This is a genomic window from Tenuifilum sp., from assembly GCF_037481895.1.
Taxonomy (GTDB): Bacteria; Bacteroidota; Bacteroidia; order Bacteroidales; family Tenuifilaceae; genus Tenuifilum; species Tenuifilum osseticum.
Window position 1 is genome coordinate 39,125 of the sequence record NZ_JBBFKU010000022.1, and the last position, 18,766, is coordinate 57,890.

Genomic DNA, 18,766 nt, shown 5'->3' on the forward strand with positions numbered 1-18,766 from the left:
AATGGAAGCCATTGAGGTTGGGAAACATTGCAGAATAGAGGTTGTTGAAGATGTGCCTTGCCTGAAAATAAAATGGCTGGGACTTCCGCCTAGCGATGAATTCAGGAAGGGTTGCAATGCTGCTCTTGAACTCATGCGTAAGCACAACATAACCAAGGTGCTTACTGACAACACCGAAGCAAAGGTGTTTGCTGTTGAAGACCAAAAGTGGTTAAATGAGGAATGGCTGCCCCAGGCACAGGCCGTTGGATATCGCTGCTCGGCAGTATTACTGCCAAACGACCCTTTCATAACCTTTGCAGTGAAAAACATAATGGCCAAACGCGACCCCAAAAAGTTTATATCAAGGTTTTTTACCGATGAGTGCAATGCCCTTGATTGGTTGAAACAGATTTAATAATTTGAACCGGCCCAAAGCCGGTTCTTTTTTACTAAATTGCAATCGGCTTACCGTTTATCAAATGAAAAACAAACTTGCCGCTTTCGAAAGTTTTTGTGCGGAACTTTATCCGCATGAGCTGGACTACTTGATCTCAGTACAGCAATTTCAAAAGGATGAAAATTTAAAAATCCTAAACCTAATCCACTATAACACAAGAAACCCTGAAAACCGGTTGCCGTTCGACAAATCAATCGATAAGCGTACATACTCATACATGAAAACCTGGATTCAGGAAAACCTTGAAAAGATTGATGTCGATTTTTTTTATGCATGGCTAAGTGAGATTGAAAAGAGTATAATGAACGATTCCATCCAATCCGACCAAGAGGTGGAACTATTACGAAAGATGGACGAAGTATCGCCTACCAGCTACTACTTCATGAAGTTTTTTAGGGTTTTGCAACACTACCGCGACTACCTTTTAGTACGGAATCGCCCAAGAAACTACGCAATAGTATCTAGCTACCTGGAACGCTTTAAGGTAAATTACTTCAACTCACAACAGCTTAACAATAAAATGAACGAGGCTGCCGAAAAGGTTATCTTTAAAAAGATTTGGGTAGCCGAGGAGTTTGAAACCTGGGAAAAACTCTTTTCCGATATATACTATAACGACTCCATTGATGGGTATACCCGGTACAGAGCATTGGTAAGACTTACCATTCTTTACTACACCAATAGGGAGTTCGATAAGCTTCGTATGGTTTACCAGCACCTTGACATCCAGTTCAAAAGGGATGTGTTTTACTCCAAAAGAATATTGGCAAACTATTACGCAAACCGTGCCATGATGCACTCAAAGCTTAATGAGCTGGACGAAGCTGAAAAGTATGGGTTCCTATCAATCCGCTACCGCAATAGTGATTACCTATTTTACTTAATTAACCTTTGCGATGTATTGCTCCGGCAGGGAAAAAACGAAAAAGCCCTGGAGGTTATGGTTACATCGTTCCCTGAACTTAAAAAATCTGGAAATCTATACTACCGGATAGGGTTTGTTAGCTTTTACGTTAAAACCTTGGTGGCAAATAACCAGTGTGCAAAAGCAATAGATTATGCCGATGGATTTTTAAATGCTTACAAAAAAGAAATTTTTGAGTTTAGGTGGCATCTGTTTTTTACCTCATACATCGATGCTTTATTCCATGCTGAAAAGTACTCAAAAATAATCTCTTTGGTCCGCAGGCACAAGCTAATCCCCAAGGAAAAACAGATGAAGGAAACACCTCAGTACCTGCCTATAATTCAGCTTTACCATAGAGCATCGGAGTACATGGAAGGGGTAATTAATAGCGAAGGGCTAAAGCAAGCATTTATTCAGCATATAAACGAAATAGGACAAAATCGGTTCCGGCATAAAAGGGTTCTAGAGGTTTTAAAAACCATTGAAAGCAACTTGCCCGATATTGTTCACGATGTTATTAGGGAGAATAGGATAATATAGCTCAGTTATATTAAGGGAGACCGTTCTGGTTCAATAATTCTCAGTTGCAAGGATTCGTTTTTCATATATCCTAACTTTTCCATACATTTATCCAAAAATATTGGCATGAATAACGTATTACCTATTTATCACATAGGTCTTATTCAGGCATGGTTTGCCGCACTGTTGGTTTACCGTAAGCCAAACAAGGGGGCTGCCGATAAATTGCTTGTAATTTGGTTAATTGTTATAGGCATTGAAATGCTTTACTCCCTGCTTAATGCAAAATACCTAACATGGCTCCCCGATCTGATCATTATTCCTTTGAGCTATGGGCCTTTTCTTTTCTTTTACACCAAGCTCTTAACATCAAAAAAAACTGTAACCATCAGGAATATCCACAGGCACCTAATCCCTGTATATCTCTTTATATTAATTGCTGTTTTTTGGGGCAAGCCCATTGATATTAACTCGGTAAATTTTTTTAGTAAGGGGCCAATAACCTGGTTGGCGATTCTAAACTTCACACTTTTCCTGTTAGTAATTGTTTACTACTGGCGCGCCTCGCTAAAGCTGATTCGTAAGCACAACCATACCCTCGGCGATCATTTCTCGTATCGCTCTGAAACCATCATGCTTAACTGGCTAAAAACTACAGCTATTTGGATTCTATCAGGCTTTTTTGCCTCGGGGATAACCTTTATAATCTTTTCGACCCAAAACATTTTCCCTTTCAATCCCATTGAACTTTTTCATCTGGGCTTGCTGGTTTTTACCTTTTCAATAAGTTACTACGGTATACATCAACCCGTATTGTATCAGCACCAAAAGCCTAAACAACTCCAGGTTAGCGACGAGGCTCAAGAAAAAAAGTTGCAAAAGTTTGGCGATTTGCTTTACGAGCACATGGTTAAAAACAAACCATACCTAAACAATGAGTTAACCATTCAGGATTTAGCTGACCAGCTAAAGGTAAGCACCCAGGAAATATCGAACTACCTGAACAAGGAGCTTGGGGTAAACTTTTTCAACTACATCAACAGTTTTAGGATTGAGGAGGCCAAGCAGAGGTTAACTAATCCGGCCTTCGATTACGAAACACTTCTGGGAATTGCATACGATTCGGGTTTCAACTCAAAAACATCATTTAACACCCTTTTCAAGAAGGAAACCGGCATGACCCCATCAGAATACAAAAAGGCGTTCAGGAGTTCAACTAAAAAAAGTACTTAACGGACAACGATTCTTTTTACTAATTTCATATCACTGTATATCAATCGCTTAATACCACATGTCTACCTTAAAATTGTTCAAACTTTTTATTTGAACGACCAGCTTACTACACTTTTCTAAATAGCTACCCAAAACCTAAACCAAAAACCAAATTAAAGCTATGAGAAAAGTTATTTCTGTATTACTGGTATGTGTAGTTGCAACATCGTTGTTTGCACAGGAAAATCAAGAAAAAAAAGCCAAAGAAGAAGTAAAAACCGGTTGGACAGTTGGCGTTTTACCGGCATTAGGCTATGACTCAAACCTTGGGCTGCTGTACGGAGCAATTGTAAACTCGTTCGACTTTGGCGACGGCTCCAGGTATCCCGACTTCAACCACAACCTTTACCTTCAGCTATCGGCCTATACAAAAGGTAGCATGGATGCCATTGCCTACTTCGATTCCTACACACTTATTCCAAACAAACACTTTATTGGTCGCCTAAGCTTTAACCGGAACAGGACATACCCATTCTATGGTTTTAATGGCACACAAACCGTTTACAACGCCGATTTTGAGAATATCGATGCCACCGGCGATTTCATTTCTCAAGTATTCTACAAATACGACCGTAAGCTTGCAAAAGCCGATTTCCTACTTGAGGACAGAATAGCCGACAGCAAATTTAAGTGGATTGCAGGTTTTGACCTTGGCTGGTACGATGTTGCAACAGTAGATATTGACCACCTGAACAAAGGGCGCGACGACGATGAGCTTATCCCTGATGTTCCCATTCTATACGATCAGCTTGTTAGCTGGGGAATTATCCCGGCCGACGAAAAAGATGGTGGATTTGATAATAGCGTTAAGTTTGGGCTGGTTTTTGACACCCGCGACCGCTTAACTAACCCGATGAAAGGGGTATGGACAGAACTACTTTTTAGGGCATCGCCCAAGTTCATTGGCAATAACGATAACTACGGACGAGTATCGTTAATCCATCGCCAATACCTAACGCTTGTAAAGGAAAAACTATCGTTTGCATATAGACTTTGGTACGAAGGGAACCTTGGCAAAGTGCCTTTTTACGCCCGTCAGCACCTAACCACCAGCAACTACTACGAAGGTTTTGGTGGCGCTCAAACCGTTAGGGGTGTTTTGATGAACAGGGTTGTTGGTCAGCAAACAGCTATCGGTAATTTTGAGCTTCGTTGGAAGGCATACCGCTTCCATGCCATTGGGCAAAACTTTTACTTAGGCTTTAACCTTTTTGCCGATGCCGGCAAGGTATTGAAAGGTTACGAACTGGACCTAACAAATGTTCCTGTTGCCCAACGCAACCAACTGTTTTCAAACAGCTATAAAGATTTATATACCACATTTGGTGCTGGTTTAAAAATCGTAATGAACGAAAACTTTGTGGTATCGGCCGATTATGGCATGGCCATGAACAAAAATTACGGTTCATCGGGATTGTACGTTTTGGTTGGTTATCTGTTCTAGATTCAATAGAAAAACTGCTAAATGATGATGCGAAAAGCACTTTTCATAATACTCTGCGTTTGCAGCACTATGCTGCAAGCGCAGAATTGGCAAGACCCAAAGGTTTTTGCCATAAACAGGCTGCCCTCACACACTCTACTGGTCCCATTTCCTGAAAAGCCAAGCATTATTTCCTACATTTTCAATTCTGAGTTTGTGCAATCCCTGAATGGGGATTGGAAATTTATGCTGATAAACAATCCGTTGAATACTCCCGAAAACTTCTCAAATGTAGAATTTACCGATAGCGAATGGAGCACCATTCCTGTTCCATCAAACTGGCAAGCTAAGGGATTTGGTACCCCAATTTACTCAAACCAGATACACCCATTCCCAGCTAATCCACCCTTTGTTCCAAACGAAGGAAACGAGACCGGGCTTTACCGCCACACCTTCCGGATCCCTGATAATTGGAATGGAAGTAGGGTAATAATTCACTTTGCTGGGGTACAATCGGCAATTGACCTATGGATAAATGGCCATTACGTTGGCTACTCACAGGGAAGCATGACCTCCTCCGAGTTCGACATTACACCTTACATTACCGCTGGCCAGAATCTTTTGGCAGCAAGGGTAATCAACTGGTCCGATGGAAGTTACCTGGAAGATCAGGATTTCTGGCGATTAGGCGGAATTTTTCGCGATGTATTTGTTTACGCTCACCCTCAAAATGCACTCTGGGATATTGAGGTTAACACTTCATTCAGTAAAAGCTATACTGAGGCCATCCTTTCAGTTAGCGGGGTACTAACAAATACAACGAGCCAACTACCCAACATCAGCCTTTCACTTTTTGATAGTAATGGTATTGCAGTGTTTGAAAAAACGGTTCAACCCAAAATGAGCAGTGGGATAGCCACTTTTAAAGTTGATGAGATAGTGAAAAACCCACAGCTTTGGAGTGCCGAGACACCTAAACTTTATCAACTTATTGTTGAGATTGAGGGTAGATACTACCAGCAGCTGGTTGGGTTCAGGGATGTTAAAGTAGAAAACGGACAGCTACTAGTTAACGGACAACCAATAAAAATAAAGGGAGTAAACCGACACGAGTTCGACCCCTACAACGCTCGTACGGTTTCGTATGAGCTCATGGAGAAAGATGTTGTCCTGATGAAACAGAACAACTTCAATGCAGTTCGTACAGCCCATTATCCGCATCACCCATATTTTTATGAGCTATGCGACAGGTATGGGCTCTACGTAATGGACGAAGCCAATGTTGAATCGCACTACCTATGGCAGTACCGTAATCAATCGCCAGTGCTTTACCCCGAATGGAAGGATGCTATTGTTGACCGGGGTGTTAGCATGGTAATGCGTGACCGCAACCATCCATCGGTAATAATATGGTCGCTAGGAAACGAGTCGGGCGATGGACCAAACATGGTTGCCATGGCCGATACCATCAGAAAAATTGATGCTGTAAAAAGGCCTATACATTATGAAAGCAAAGCTCTTAAACGCCCCCTTAGCTTCGATGGTGTGGGTGCCTTTGAAAAGTTAAGGCGAATGATATCGGCCTTACAATGGTCAAAAGCCCTTACAGAGTACGACTTTAATGCTGGTATGTACCCCACCCTGGATAGGCTGAAGGAGATGGCTAAACTCGACAAAAAGGAACGCCCTATACTTATATGTGAGTACTCGCACGCCATGGGCAACAGCAATGGCCATTTCAAGGAGTACTGGGACTTATTCGAGAGCCACCCACGAATGGTTGGGGGCTATATATGGGACTGGACTGACCAAGGTCTGATTAAACATACACCTAACGGCAAACCATTCTACGCCTACGGAGGCGATTTTGGCGACAAACCCAACGATAAGGACTTTTGCCTGAACGGCGTTACTTTTCCCGACCGTTCCCTTAAACCTGCCATGGCCGAAATTAAAAAGGTACAACAGTACATTAAATTTACAGGGATTGATTTTGAACGCAAAACCGTTAACCTTAAGAATACATATGCCTTCCTGAACCTAAAAAGCTTTAACCTAACATGGAGCATTTCTGAAGACGGCATTACCGTTCAAAAAGGGGAACTGCCGTTACCCGATGTTAAGCCAAATGGAGAGGGCTCAGTAACAATTCCATACACGCTCCCTCAAATCAACCCGGGCAAACGTTACCATCTTAACCTATCGGTTCAACTGGCAAACGATGAGCCATGGGCTAAAAAGGGCTTTGAGGTGGCAATATACCAATACGAAATGCCCTGGCTGGTTCAAAAACCCACCACTATTGCTGCCACTAGCGGTAATTTGAATGTAACCGAAAATGCAGATACGTGGACTGTTAGTGGCGAGGCTTTTAGCATTGAATTCGACAAAACTACCGGAACAATTTCACAATGGAAATCGAATGGCGAAATGGTTGTCCAGAACGGTCCAAGGGTTAACCTTTGGCGAGCCCCAACAAGTAACGATATTGGCACGGGATTCAACCCCGACCCTCGTTTCTCGTTCCACGGAAAACTTTGGCAAAAGTATGGGTTAGACAATTTGATTATTAAGAAATCGAAGGTTACAATTTCCAGAACCGGCAAGGGGGTAGTAGTGCTAACCCGCCAGACCCTTGAAGGAAATAAATCGAGATTTAATGCTGTGATTACCCATGTTATTAACCCTGACGGAGTTGTAGATATTAACTATAAATTGACCTGTAGCAAAAAATTCAACCTGCCCCGTGTTGGCCTTATGCTTGAGTTGCCAAAAGAGTTCTCGCAGGTTGAGTGGCTTGGCCGAGGGCCTCAGGAAAACTACCGCGACCGCAGCTACGCTGCACATTGGGGATTATACCGCAAAACCATTGATAGTATGGTTACCCCATACATAAAGCCTCAGGAAAACGGTAACCGCTACGATGTGGACAGAGTAAGCATATTAAACCCCAACGGTACAAGCGGGATTGAGGTAACCGGGAAATCGTTCTGCTTTAGCATACACCCCTACTCGTTAGAAACACTCACCAAGGCAACACATACACCCGACCTAGTTGAAAGTCCCGTCAACCATCTTTATATCGACCTGGCGCAAAATGCACTTGGTAGCGAAAGCTTCTTCTACAACTACCTGGAAGAATATGTTTTAAAGGGCAAGAAGTTTGAGTTTCAGGTAAGCCTCAAACCGGTTACCAAAAACTAGTTAAAATGCATAACTGCAACACAATGAAAAGAATATCAATACTAACAGCTCTGATATTTACTACAAAATTGATGTTTGGGCAAAGTTACACCTTAAAATCGCCCAATGGCATTTTAGTGGCAAATATCGATTTAAAGGATAGGTTAACCTATTCGCTATCCTGTAATGGCAATGCAATTGTTGAACCCTCGGGCATAGCAATGAGAACAAGTGCTTTTGCTGAGAGCGATTTTTTTGGGGAGCATACCGCAACATTCAATAGCAAAAACCAAGCTGTGAAATTACTTTGGGGTACTACAAAGGAGATTGATGAAAATTTCAACCAGCTAAAGCTGAATTATAGTAATGGCCTTTCGGTTGAGTTCCGTTGCTATAACGAGGGTTTTGCTTGGCGTGTTGTTTCAGCTTTTGACAGGGAGGTTATAGTTTATAATGAAACAAGTGAATTCAACATTCCAAACAGTTCAACTGTTTACTTCCCCGAGGTGAAGGGTTTCCTTACTCCATTTGAGGTTAATTACTTGCCAAAATCGATGCAAACCATAGCCGATGGCACTCTAGGTTTAACCCCCTTCATGTATAAAACACCAAGCGGCGAACTGGTTGTGATATCGGAATCGAATCTCTTCGAATATCCGGGCATGTTCATCCGCAAGGATGCAGGGAACTCAGTAAAAGCGGTATTCCCTCTTTATCCTAAGAAGGAAAAACAGGAATTGCCAGGCAGACTTCATCTGGTCAAGTGGCCTCAAATTTCAAGGATGGTGGTAAAGAAAACCGAAAACTATATTGCCAAAAGTAATGGTAATCGTTCATACCCCTGGCGTGTGGTAATGGTGGCACAAAACGATGCCGAAATTCTACAAAATAGTTTGGTTTACCTGTTGGCCGATGAGCCCAAAATGGACTTTGGTTGGGTAAAACCAGGTAAGGTGGTTTGGGACTGGTACCATAACTGGAACCTACAAGGCGTTGAATTTAAACCGGAGATAAATACCCAGACCTACAAGTATATGGTTGACTTTGCCGCCAATAACGGCATTGAGTACATCAATATTGACGATGGGTGGGCTAAACTTTGGAATTTTAAAAAGGTTAATCCAAACCTAGACCTCAAGGAGATAATTGACTATGCCAACAGCAAGGGTGTTAAGGTATTTATTTGGGCCATGTGGAACACCATTGAAAAAGACTTTACAGCTAACCTCGACATGTTTAGCCAATTGGGAGTAGCAGGGATCAAGGTAGACTTTTTCGACCGCGCTGACCAACGAATAGTTGATTTTGTGAATAAGTTAGCCGATGAATGTGCCAAGCGCAACCTTTTACTAAACCTACACGGTATGTATAAGCCTACCGGAATAAATCGCACTTTCCCAAACATTGTTAATATTGAGGGAGTGCTTGGGCTTGAGTACAACAAATTTTCCGACAAGTGCACACCGGTTCATAACCTTACCATTCCTTTCGTTAGGAATGTGGTTGGCCCAATGGATTACACACCCGGCTCAATGCGACATGTAACCCCTGAACAATTCGTAAAATCATGGGAGAACCCCCACTCCATGACCACCAGGGCCCAGCAAATGGCAATGTATATAGTTTATCACGGCGGGGTTCAAATGCTAGCCGACTCGCCAACGCTCTACCAAAAAGATAGCATTGCTCTGAACTTTTTATCAGGAGTTCCCGTTACATGGGATAAAACCATTGCCCTTGAAGGCAAAGTTGGCGAAAGCATTGCAGTTGCCCGTAAACATGGCGATAAGTGGTATATTGGATGTATGACTGCAAACCAAGAGCATGAGTTTAACTTAAACCTTAACCTCCTCGATGACAGGGAGTATAAAATGACAATTATTGCTGAAGGTAATTCCGATGACGAATTAGTACTAAGCTCAAAACATATTTGTAAAAACGATAAACAGAACTTTAAGGTAAAACCCCGTAGTGGATTGGTAATAATTCTAGAGTAAACCAATGGTAGAAAGGATTGTTTCAACTTTTAAGGATCGTTTTGGCTCCGATCCCTTAGTTTTTAGAGCTCCCGGCAGGGTGAATCTGATAGGCGAACACACCGACTACAATAATGGTTTTGTGATGCCTGCGGCCATAAACCGTTACGCATACTTTGCCATAAAACCAAATGGACTTGGCTTATACAGGTTCCACGCTGCCGATTTTAGGCGCGATTACACAACCCCCGTTTACAAGATTGAGCCATCAAATACGCACTGGGCAAACTACCTTTTAGGAGTAATTGCCCAAATGGTAGCCGAGGGTAAAGATATCCCAGGTTTTGACTGTGTTTTTGGTGGCGATGTTCCAATTGGAGCGGGAATGTCATCGTCGGCAGCAATTGAGAGCGGATTGGCCTTTGCGCTGAACCATATCTATGGGCTTGGTTTTACGCGCATGCAACTTGCCCAAATAGCCCAAAGGGCTGAGCATGAGTATGCCGGGGTAAAATGCGGCATAATGGATCAGTTTGCATCGCTGCATGGCAAGCAAAACCATGTACTTCAGCTCGACTGCCGTAGCCTTGAGTTTGAGCCCTTTGAACTCAATATGGATAACCATTCCATCATTTTGGTTAATACCGGGGTAAAGCACTCGCTAGCTTCGTCGGAGTACAATAAACGCAGGCAGGAGTGCCAAGCCGGAGTTGATATCCTTAAAAAGTACAATAATTCAATACAATCGCTACGCGATGTAACAATCAATGATTTAAACAACCATAAAAGAGAGTTTAGCAGTAAGGTGTGGGAAAGGTGTTTGTATGTGGTTGAGGAAAATCAGCGCGTGGTTAATGCTGGTAAAGCACTAACCCAAAAGGACTTTGAATCGTTCGGAAAGTTAATGTACCAGTCGCATTACGGACTCCGTGACATGTATGAGGTTAGCTGTCCAGAGCTTGACAAGCTCGTTGAGTTAACTGAAAAACTCGATTATGTGGTTGGCTCACGAATGATGGGCGGGGGTTTTGGGGGTTGCACAATAAATGTGGTTAAAAACGCCCATATTGATGAGTTTACAAAATGTGTAAAAGAAAACTACAAAACACCCGATGGTAAAATTCCTCAAATTATTACCTGTGTGATTAGTAACGGAGCAGAGCTTTTGGTATACTAAAGGTTAGGTCAGCTTTACTCCCACTTAAAGGCTATCCTTTTTCGGATAGCCTTTTTGTTTTTTAATTATTCAATGTTAATTCGCTCTTTAATGATATAAATAGGACGTTGCTTGGTTTCTTCAAATATTCTTGCTATGTAAAGCCCAACTATTCCAAGACTTAACATCTGAGCGCCACCTAGCATGAGTATAAGAATTATAGTAGAAGCCCATCCTGGGATAGTCATGCCATTAATAAATTGAACTAAAACATATATTGAGTAACCCAATCCAAAAATGAATGATAAAAGCCCTAATATAAAGGGAATTTTTAAAGGTTTAGATGAGAAAGAAAGTATACCAGCAATTGCAAACTTTATCATCCGAATAAATGTATATTTAGATTTTCCAGAAATGCGCCTGGGAGAATGATACTCAACAAAAGCTGTTTTAAAACCCATCCAATTGATTAAACCCCGATTAAAACGTACTTTTTCAGGCAAACCTAAGAAAACATTAGCGGCATTTCGTGTCATCAAGCGAAAATCGGCACTCCCTTCTTTTAATGGAATATCAGAGAGATAATTAAAAAAACGATAGAATAAATGCGATGTTATTCTTTTAATAAATTTTGCATCAACAGTACTTTTTCTAATTGTAAGTACAATATCATAACCTTCATTTGCTTTGTTAATTAATGTTGGGATTAAAGTTGGCGGGTGCTGCATATCTGCATCCATAGTAATTATATAGTCGCCCGAAGCACTATTCATCCCAGCAATAATTGCAGATTGATGCCCAAAGTTTCTTGAAAGAGATATACCTTTTACCTTTCTATCATCCATTGCAATTTCTTTAATTGTTGAGAGAGTGCCATCCACACTCCCATCATCAACAAAAATGATTTCATACTCATACTTATCTGTAAGAACACTCCTCAATTCACTATATAGTAATTTTATATTACCTTCCTCGTTATAACAAGGCAGTACTACACTTATTTTCATTGTATTTTCTTATAGGGTTTAAGATCAAAAATATAAATTCTTTCGTATTGGTAGGCAACATAATCTGAATAAGGTATTTTAGCCCGCTCCTCCTCACTACCTAAAAACACAACATATCGTGCACCCCTTTTATATGCATCAACAATAGCTTCCCTATCGGAAAATCCATTATATAGAAATTTTGAATATCCAATTCTTCCAAGGGTATATAAATGTACATTAGGAGAATAATCACGTAGGCATAAAATGGTATCAGATGGTTGAATAATTTTTTTTATCTCATCAGATTTGCTTTGAAGGGTTTTTAAATTAATCCCATAGTCATAATTAAACCAGCGCCATGTATCAATATCTCTTTTTTTAAGAAAAATATTATTTACAATCAATTTTGGATTTGCTGAAAAGCGAACCCAACTGCATGTGTATGCATGGAGAACTACAAAAATTATAAAAAAATATAATGCTAGATTAATCTTTTTTAAATCTAGGAAACTAAAAAACGAATTAATTTTATAAAGAAAGATAAAAAACAAAACATTAAATACAAAAAGTATCTCTATTAAATAGTAGTCATGAACATCAAAAACCCAATACCAAAGAATGAGGTATGAAAATAAGGCACCTATAGACATAACTATTAACCATTTAAGAAAAGCGTTAATTGACCTAGAAAATAGTGCAACAACACCAAAAATTATAAGCGCAAAAACAATAACTCTGTGATACGCATAATTTATCATTGTATTTATTATATGCCAAAAAATTTCATTTCGCTTTTCAGCAGGTATTTCCCATATTGGACGAATTGTTGTTGAAAATAAGTGAGAATCATACTTAGTATTATAATAAATTGCATAATAATACCATGCAGCTACTAATGCTAAAGTAAGAATGAATGAGCCTGAAAGTAATGATATTTTTATTTTATATTTTCTCCAAAAGTAGTTATTATCAAAAAGTTCATAAAAAATAAATGCTCCAATAAAGGACATAAAAACCAATATGCTTGTTATCTTGATAAGTATTGCTAAAGTACTAAAAACAAAGAAGCCTATTAATCCATATAATTTATTATTTTGTAAAAATTGAAATACAAAAAAGCCAGCAATCAAATTTAAAGCAAATGAAATTGGATTAGGGATAAAATTGTGGGCATATCCAATAAGAATTGGCGATGAAAACATAAAAACGCTATATATAATTGTATATTTTTGTGATTTTAGATAATACTGTACTACTGTCGCAAATAAAATAATTCCTAACAAAAGAAGAACAAAACTTAATAAACGATACAAAAACTCATTTTGCCCTATTACAGACCATAGTTTCCCCATCAAAAAATATATAATTGGAAATTCAGACACCGCATTCCTGTTACCGTTTTCTAAAATAAGATTTGTTTTCGGTTCAAAAAAAGGCTCACCCTTCATGTAATTATAGGTAATTGACAAACAATCTGCTTTGCGCCACTCATGTATAGGCTTAGGCCCTTCAAAAAAATCAATATAGAAACCATATAAAAAAGTTAAAACTATCAATACTAACAATAATTTTAACCTCAAATTAATATCCTTTAGGAATCTAATCATATATTACTATTAAAGCGTTCTCGTTTTATCCAAAATTATTAAACTTTATCAAAAAGAAAGACCTTTTGGGTTATTTTTTATATTTCGCTAATTTATTTCATTCTAACTGGAAATTAAACCTATGATATGCTTAACCCAAAAAACGCTTTGTTTATAACTTAAATCTTCCATAGTAATCCTTACGCTTGCAAAAAATGTTTATATTTGGTGACAATAAGCCAAACTCCTCAAAATGATTGACGTAAAGTTAAGCATAGTAAACTCAAAGCCCGAGATATTCAGAATTATTAGGGTTGATGAAAATATCAACCTACAACTATTTCATGAGGTAATACAAGCAGCCTTTGAGTGGAGTAATATGCACTCACATTTTTACAATGCCGATAAGTCAATACTCAAGAATGAGGAAGAAATTTTATTGGGTAATGCATTGAACAAATGGGAGAGCCTTATCTATGTTTATGATCTGGCCGATTTTTGGACAATATCAATTTCGCTTCTTGCTACAAATTCAGGTGAGCTAAGCAAAAAACCCGTTTGCCTTCAAGGGCAGGGCAAATCGCCACCCGAGGATTCTGGGGGTATAATTAATTACTGTGAAGTACTTGAACTCCTTGCAAAACATAATAAGGGCGATAGACAATACCCTCTAATTGCCGACTGGCTTGGAGAAAATTACAACCCTAACGAGTTCAATTGCGAACAGGTAAACCTTAACTTTAAAAATCTAGTACTTTAGCCATATGGAGTACCGTGGCGACCCCTTGGTTTACCAAACGCTAAACGAATTAAGTATTCCATTTGAATACTACGAGCATCCTGAGGCTCCCACTGTTGAAATTGCCTCTAAATACTGGGAAGGGATAAATTCATCGCACTGCAAAAATCTCTTTTTCAGGAACCACAAAGGAAACAGGCACTACCTGGTAATTCTGGAATACCGTAAGATGCTGAACATTCATCAACTCGAAAAACTACTAAAACAAGGCAAGCTAACATTTGCCTCGTCCGAGCGTATGAAACGCTACCTGGGGTTAACGCCAGGTTCGGTATCGCCTTTTGGATTACTTCACGACACCTCTCGCCATGTGCATCTGTTTATCGACAGTGAACTAAAAAACACTCAACGACTTAGCTTTCACCCAAACCTAAATACTGCATCGCTGGTAATTCCAACCATCGATTTTTTCAGGTATCTCAACTGGGTTGGAAATACGTATGAGTTTATTGATTACGTAAATGAGCTGTAGCTATATTTGCCCAAATATACCAGGATAGACAATTCTTTGGCATGCTGTGCGCTGCCCAAGCATCTCTTTGTACCTATATCACTTTTTAATGTGATTCCTCGACTAGCTCGGAATGACAAGCAGAGTTGACAGTTGATGGTTGATAGTTGATAGTGAAAAAAAAAACAAGCACTACTCTCAATTTTCCCTTTAAACTGCACACTGTACACTGCACTCTTTTCAAAAGATCCTTCGCTGCACTCAGGATGACAAATGAAACTATTCGTATAAGTTGTTCGTTATTCGTGGGATACGACCTCACCCCAACCCTTTTCCCTGAGAGGGAATGGAACGGATGAAGCAGGCAGTGGCATAAAAGCCTGACCCGGCAATGGGTCGGGGGTGGAACGTGGCGGTGGGTCTAGTAAGCGATACCATATGAGTCACTCCGAAGGAGTGGCGAATAGTATCGCGTGGCAGTTCCACCCACGGGGTACCCATCGGGTCGGGCTTTTCAGCCTTGATTTTCTTTGGTTCTTTCTTGTATCAAGACAAGAAAGAACGTGTAAATAGCTCTTTGCCATGACTTCCCTTTGCGATGCAACGATTCGGTGTTGCTCTTTGGCAAATGCATAGCGTGCATCGCCAAATATTTTGAATACCACAATACCCAGGGTTAAAACCCTGGGCTAAGTTGATTTTTCATTACATGGCTAGCGGACGTTGTACGTTGTTCGTGAATCATTGTTCGTGAAAACTGAGATGGAACACAGATGACACGGACTAGGCAGATTTACACTGAGAAACATCGTGTAAACTCTGTGTAACACCGTGTTACATCGTGTAACTCTGTGATACCTATTTAGTTGTTGGTTTACAGTTGATAGAAAATTCAATAAAACACAGATAGTACAGATTAGGGTGGTTTACGCAGATTTTCACTAAACACTAAACACCAACCCTACTGTACACTGCACACTGAACCCAGTAAACTAATAATGAATTCCTTCGCTACACTCAGGATGACAAAGAGAGTTTTTTCAACTAAGCGACACTAATCCCTAAATATCCAACATCCATTATTGTATAGTACATGATTGAATCAGCTCACCCCACATAATTCCAGAAAGAGTATATACGGTAAACTGCTTTAATCCAAACATTACCCCATAAAAAAACCGCCTATACAGGCGGTTTTTTATAGTTCTATAAAATACTATCCGCATTTTGAGTGTCCACAGTTCTTACAAGTCAAACAACCCTCCTGGTAAATCAGCGACTCAGAACCACACTCAGGACACTTCTTGCCGGGTTTTGCCTTTGTTCCATCGGGTATATAACGGCGCAAGGAACGTTCAACACCAGCAATCCATGAGTTAATACTTTCGTTATCGAGCCTTAACGATGAAACCAGGTTAACCACATCGGGTATGGGCATTCCGTTTCGGAGTACACCCGATATCAGCTTGGCATAGTTCCAAAACTCCTTGTTGAACATGTGCGAAAGACCACCAATGGTGTTAGTATAGCCATACTTATCAACATACTGGAAATCGTAGCGGCTACCGTTTTCATCCTTTATCTTGATAATCCTACCCTTTGTTACTGCTTTGGGGATAGGCAGCACATCATCCTCGGTTCTACCAGTAAAAATCTCATACGGACGGCCATCGTAAAGTCCCACGAATGCAACCCAATCCTCATGGCTATTTTTAAACCTGATAACATCGCACTCCAGTACTGGCGGACGCTTGCTTGGGAATGCCGATGATGTAGCTTGTTCCTTCTCCTTTTTGTTGGTAACAAGTACGCCATCGCGTGATCCCTCGCGGTAAACAGTGCACCCTTTGCATCCGCTCTCCCAGGCTGTTTGGTAAACCTTTGCAACCATCTCCTCGGTAATATCTTCGGGGAGGTTAACTGTAACGCTAATGGAGTGGTCAACCCACTTTTGGATCATCCCTTGCATGCGAACCTTGCTAAGCCAGTCAACATCGTTGGATGTTGCCTTATAGTAGGGCGATTTCTGAACCAGTTCGCTTAGTTGCTCGTCGTCGTAATTCTTTACCTCTTCGGGGTTGTATCCATTCACTTCCATCCAAACCAGGAATTTATGGTGGAATACATTAAACTCCTCCCATGAATCGCCTACCTTATCAACAAACGACACCTTAACATTCTTATCGTTGGGGTTAACCTTACGGCGACGCTTATAGTAAGGCATAAAAACTGGCTCAATACCCGATGTGGTTTGAGTCATAAGGCTTGTGGTTCCGGTAGGAGCAATGGTTAGCAGGGCAATGTTTCTACGTCCATAAGTAGTCATCTCCTTGTATAATTCCTCATCTTCCGCTTTAATGCGATTAATGAATGGATTATCCTTCTCGCGCTGTGCATTGAAAATTGGGAATGCACCACGTTCCTTTGCGGTGTAAACCGATGAACGATATGCTTCCACCGCTAACGATTTGTGAACCTCAACCGCAAAATCGATTGCATCGTCAGAGCCATAGCGTAAGTTTAAAGCGGCCAACATATCGCCCTCAGCGGTTATACCAATGCCAGTTCTTCGTCCCTCAATGGTTTTCCTGCGGATCTTTAGCCATAGGTTCCGCTCAACCGATTTAATTTCATCATCCTCAGGGTCATTGGCTATCTTTTCAAGTATAGCATCAATTTTTTCGAGCTCAAGGTCAATTATATCGTCCATCATGCGCTGGGCTGCATGCACATGCTTCTTGAAAAGCTCAAAGTTGAAAGTTGCCTGGGGGGAGAATGGATTATCAACATAGCTATAAAGGTTGAGCGCCAGTAGGCGGCAGCTATCGTATGGGCAAAGGGGAATCTCACCGCATGGATTGGTCGATACGGTTTTGTAGCCCAAATCGGCATAGCAATCGGGAACTGATTCCCTGATAATGGTGTCCCAGAAAAGTATACCGGGCTCAGCCGATTTCCAAGCGTTATGTACAATCTTTTTCCAAAGCTCGCTAGCATTAATTTCCTGACGGAATTTTGGATTTGATGAGTCAATTGGATATTGCTGCACGTAAGGTTTCCCCTCAATGGCCGCGCGCATGAACTCATCGTCAATCTTTACTGAAACATTGGCACCAGTTATCTTTCCCTGCTCCATTTTGGCATCAATAAACTTTTCGGCATCGGGATGCTTGATGGAGATTGACAGCATAAGTGCGCCACGGCGACCGTCCTGAGCCACCTCGCGGGTTGAGTTGGAGTAACGTTCCATAAAGGGAACTACTCCGGTTGATGTAAGTGCACTATTAAGCACCGGACTGCCCTTGGGACGAATATGGGAAAGGTCGTGCCCCACGCCGCCACGGCGCTTCATGAGTTGAACCTGCTCCTCGTCAACCTTCATTATTCCACCGTACGAGTCGGCATTGTTATTACCAATTACAAAACAGTTTGATAGCGATGCAATCTGAAACTTGTTTCCAATACCTGTCATTGGCCCACCCTGGGGAACTATGTACTTAAAATCCTTAAGCAAGTGGTAAACCTCCTCCTCACTCATGGGGTTTGGGTACTTCCGCTCAATGCGTGCAATTTCGCGAGCCAGCCGCCAATGCATATCATCGGGGGTTAACTCATAAATTGTTCCGAATGAGTCCTTAAGGGCGTACTTACTCACCCAAACCTTTGCGGCCATCTCGTCGCCTTTGAAATACTTAATGCTTGCCTCATAGGCCTCCTCAAAGGTGTAAGTCTTTACCTTTTGCTTTGCTTGTTGTTCCATCAGGGAAATGTCTTTACTCATGGTTATATATTTTTTACTTTATTGACAAAAGTTCCATGTCACAGCTTTAACTGTGAGTTGATTAAGCAATTTTTTGTTTTTGAAAATGTAATTACGAATTTATCGAATTGGGTTTACCCGAACCAAAAAAAAACGGTTGTAAATATTAACAACCGTTCATAGTTATTAACAGGATAAAATATTGAATCACTTGAAATTACTAGGGTTTCTGAGACTCAACACATTAAACCGCAGAGCCTGATAAAATGCGGAAAAGAAAAGAGGGCGAAGTTGCCTTCGCCCTCA

General features: G+C 40.7%; 13 protein-coding genes. 9 read left to right on the forward strand and 4 right to left on the reverse strand.

Translation table 11 applies throughout. From position 1 onward, the window contains the following. Position 1 precedes the first annotated feature (1 nt). The 7 genes from WHS63_RS08145 (at position 2) to galK (ending at position 10,896) form a co-directional block, all read left to right on the forward strand. Positions 2-397 (forward strand): hypothetical protein, encoded by a 396-nt coding sequence (locus WHS63_RS08145; protein WP_445204676.1) that lies wholly within the window; start codon positions 2-4, stop codon positions 395-397. A 64-nt stretch (positions 398-461) separates the two neighbouring features. Next, positions 462-1,886: a hypothetical protein gene (locus tag WHS63_RS08150; protein WP_445204677.1), complete on the forward strand. Its 1,425-nt coding sequence runs from the start codon at positions 462-464 to the stop codon at positions 1,884-1,886. A 105-nt stretch (positions 1,887-1,991) separates the two neighbouring features. Then, on the forward strand, positions 1,992-3,098 hold the full coding sequence (locus WHS63_RS08155) for a helix-turn-helix domain-containing protein (RefSeq protein ID WP_445204678.1): 1,107 nt from the start codon (positions 1,992-1,994) through the stop codon (positions 3,096-3,098). Positions 3,099-3,258: 160 nt separating this feature from the next. Further along, complete coding sequence (gene omp85, locus WHS63_RS08160) at positions 3,259-4,581, forward strand: Omp85 family outer membrane protein (RefSeq protein WP_445204679.1); 1,323 nt, start codon at positions 3,259-3,261, stop codon at positions 4,579-4,581. A 24-nt stretch (positions 4,582-4,605) separates the two neighbouring features. Then, positions 4,606-7,764 carry a glycoside hydrolase family 2 TIM barrel-domain containing protein gene (locus tag WHS63_RS08165; protein WP_445204680.1) on the forward strand — a complete coding sequence of 1,053 codons (3,159 nt, stop codon included), beginning with the start codon at positions 4,606-4,608 and terminating at the stop codon, positions 7,762-7,764. 23 nt (positions 7,765-7,787) lie between these two features. Beyond that, a complete protein-coding gene (locus tag WHS63_RS08170; protein WP_445204681.1) occupies positions 7,788-9,740 on the forward strand; it encodes a glycoside hydrolase family 97 protein in 1,953 nt (650 codons plus the stop codon). 4 nt (positions 9,741-9,744) lie between these two features. Continuing rightward, entirely contained in the window at positions 9,745-10,896 is a 1,152-nt protein-coding gene (gene galK / locus WHS63_RS08175) for a galactokinase (RefSeq protein WP_445204682.1), read from the forward strand. A 65-nt stretch (positions 10,897-10,961) separates the two neighbouring features. Here the strand turns inward: galK and WHS63_RS08180 are convergent, their stop codons facing one another. Then, positions 10,962-11,882 carry a glycosyltransferase family 2 protein gene (locus WHS63_RS08180; RefSeq protein ID WP_445198832.1) on the reverse strand — a complete coding sequence of 307 codons (921 nt, stop codon included), beginning with the start codon at positions 11,880-11,882 and terminating at the stop codon, positions 10,962-10,964. Then, entirely contained in the window at positions 11,879-13,471 is a 1,593-nt protein-coding gene (locus tag WHS63_RS08185; protein WP_445198831.1) for a hypothetical protein, read from the reverse strand. The genes WHS63_RS08180 and WHS63_RS08185 overlap by 4 nt, the downstream gene beginning before the upstream one ends. Before the next feature lie 232 nt (positions 13,472-13,703). On the opposite strand from WHS63_RS08185, the gene WHS63_RS08190 reads away from it, so the two are divergent. Next, positions 13,704-14,210 carry a plasmid pRiA4b ORF-3 family protein gene (locus tag WHS63_RS08190; protein ID WP_445198830.1) on the forward strand — a complete coding sequence of 169 codons (507 nt, stop codon included), beginning with the start codon at positions 13,704-13,706 and terminating at the stop codon, positions 14,208-14,210. Positions 14,211-14,214: 4 nt separating this feature from the next. Further along, positions 14,215-14,721 (forward strand): prolyl-tRNA synthetase associated domain-containing protein, encoded by a 507-nt coding sequence (locus WHS63_RS08195; RefSeq protein WP_445198829.1) that lies wholly within the window; start codon positions 14,215-14,217, stop codon positions 14,719-14,721. 297 nt (positions 14,722-15,018) lie between these two features. On the opposite strand, the gene WHS63_RS08200 is transcribed toward WHS63_RS08195, so the two are convergent. Both WHS63_RS08200 and WHS63_RS08205 read right to left on the reverse strand, forming a co-directional pair. Beyond that, positions 15,019-15,201 (reverse strand): hypothetical protein, encoded by a 183-nt coding sequence (locus tag WHS63_RS08200; protein ID WP_445201108.1) that lies wholly within the window; start codon positions 15,199-15,201, stop codon positions 15,019-15,021. A 715-nt stretch (positions 15,202-15,916) separates the two neighbouring features. Then, entirely contained in the window at positions 15,917-18,481 is a 2,565-nt protein-coding gene (locus WHS63_RS08205) for an adenosylcobalamin-dependent ribonucleoside-diphosphate reductase (protein ID WP_445200009.1), read from the reverse strand. Between the last annotated feature and the right edge of the window lie 285 nt (positions 18,482-18,766).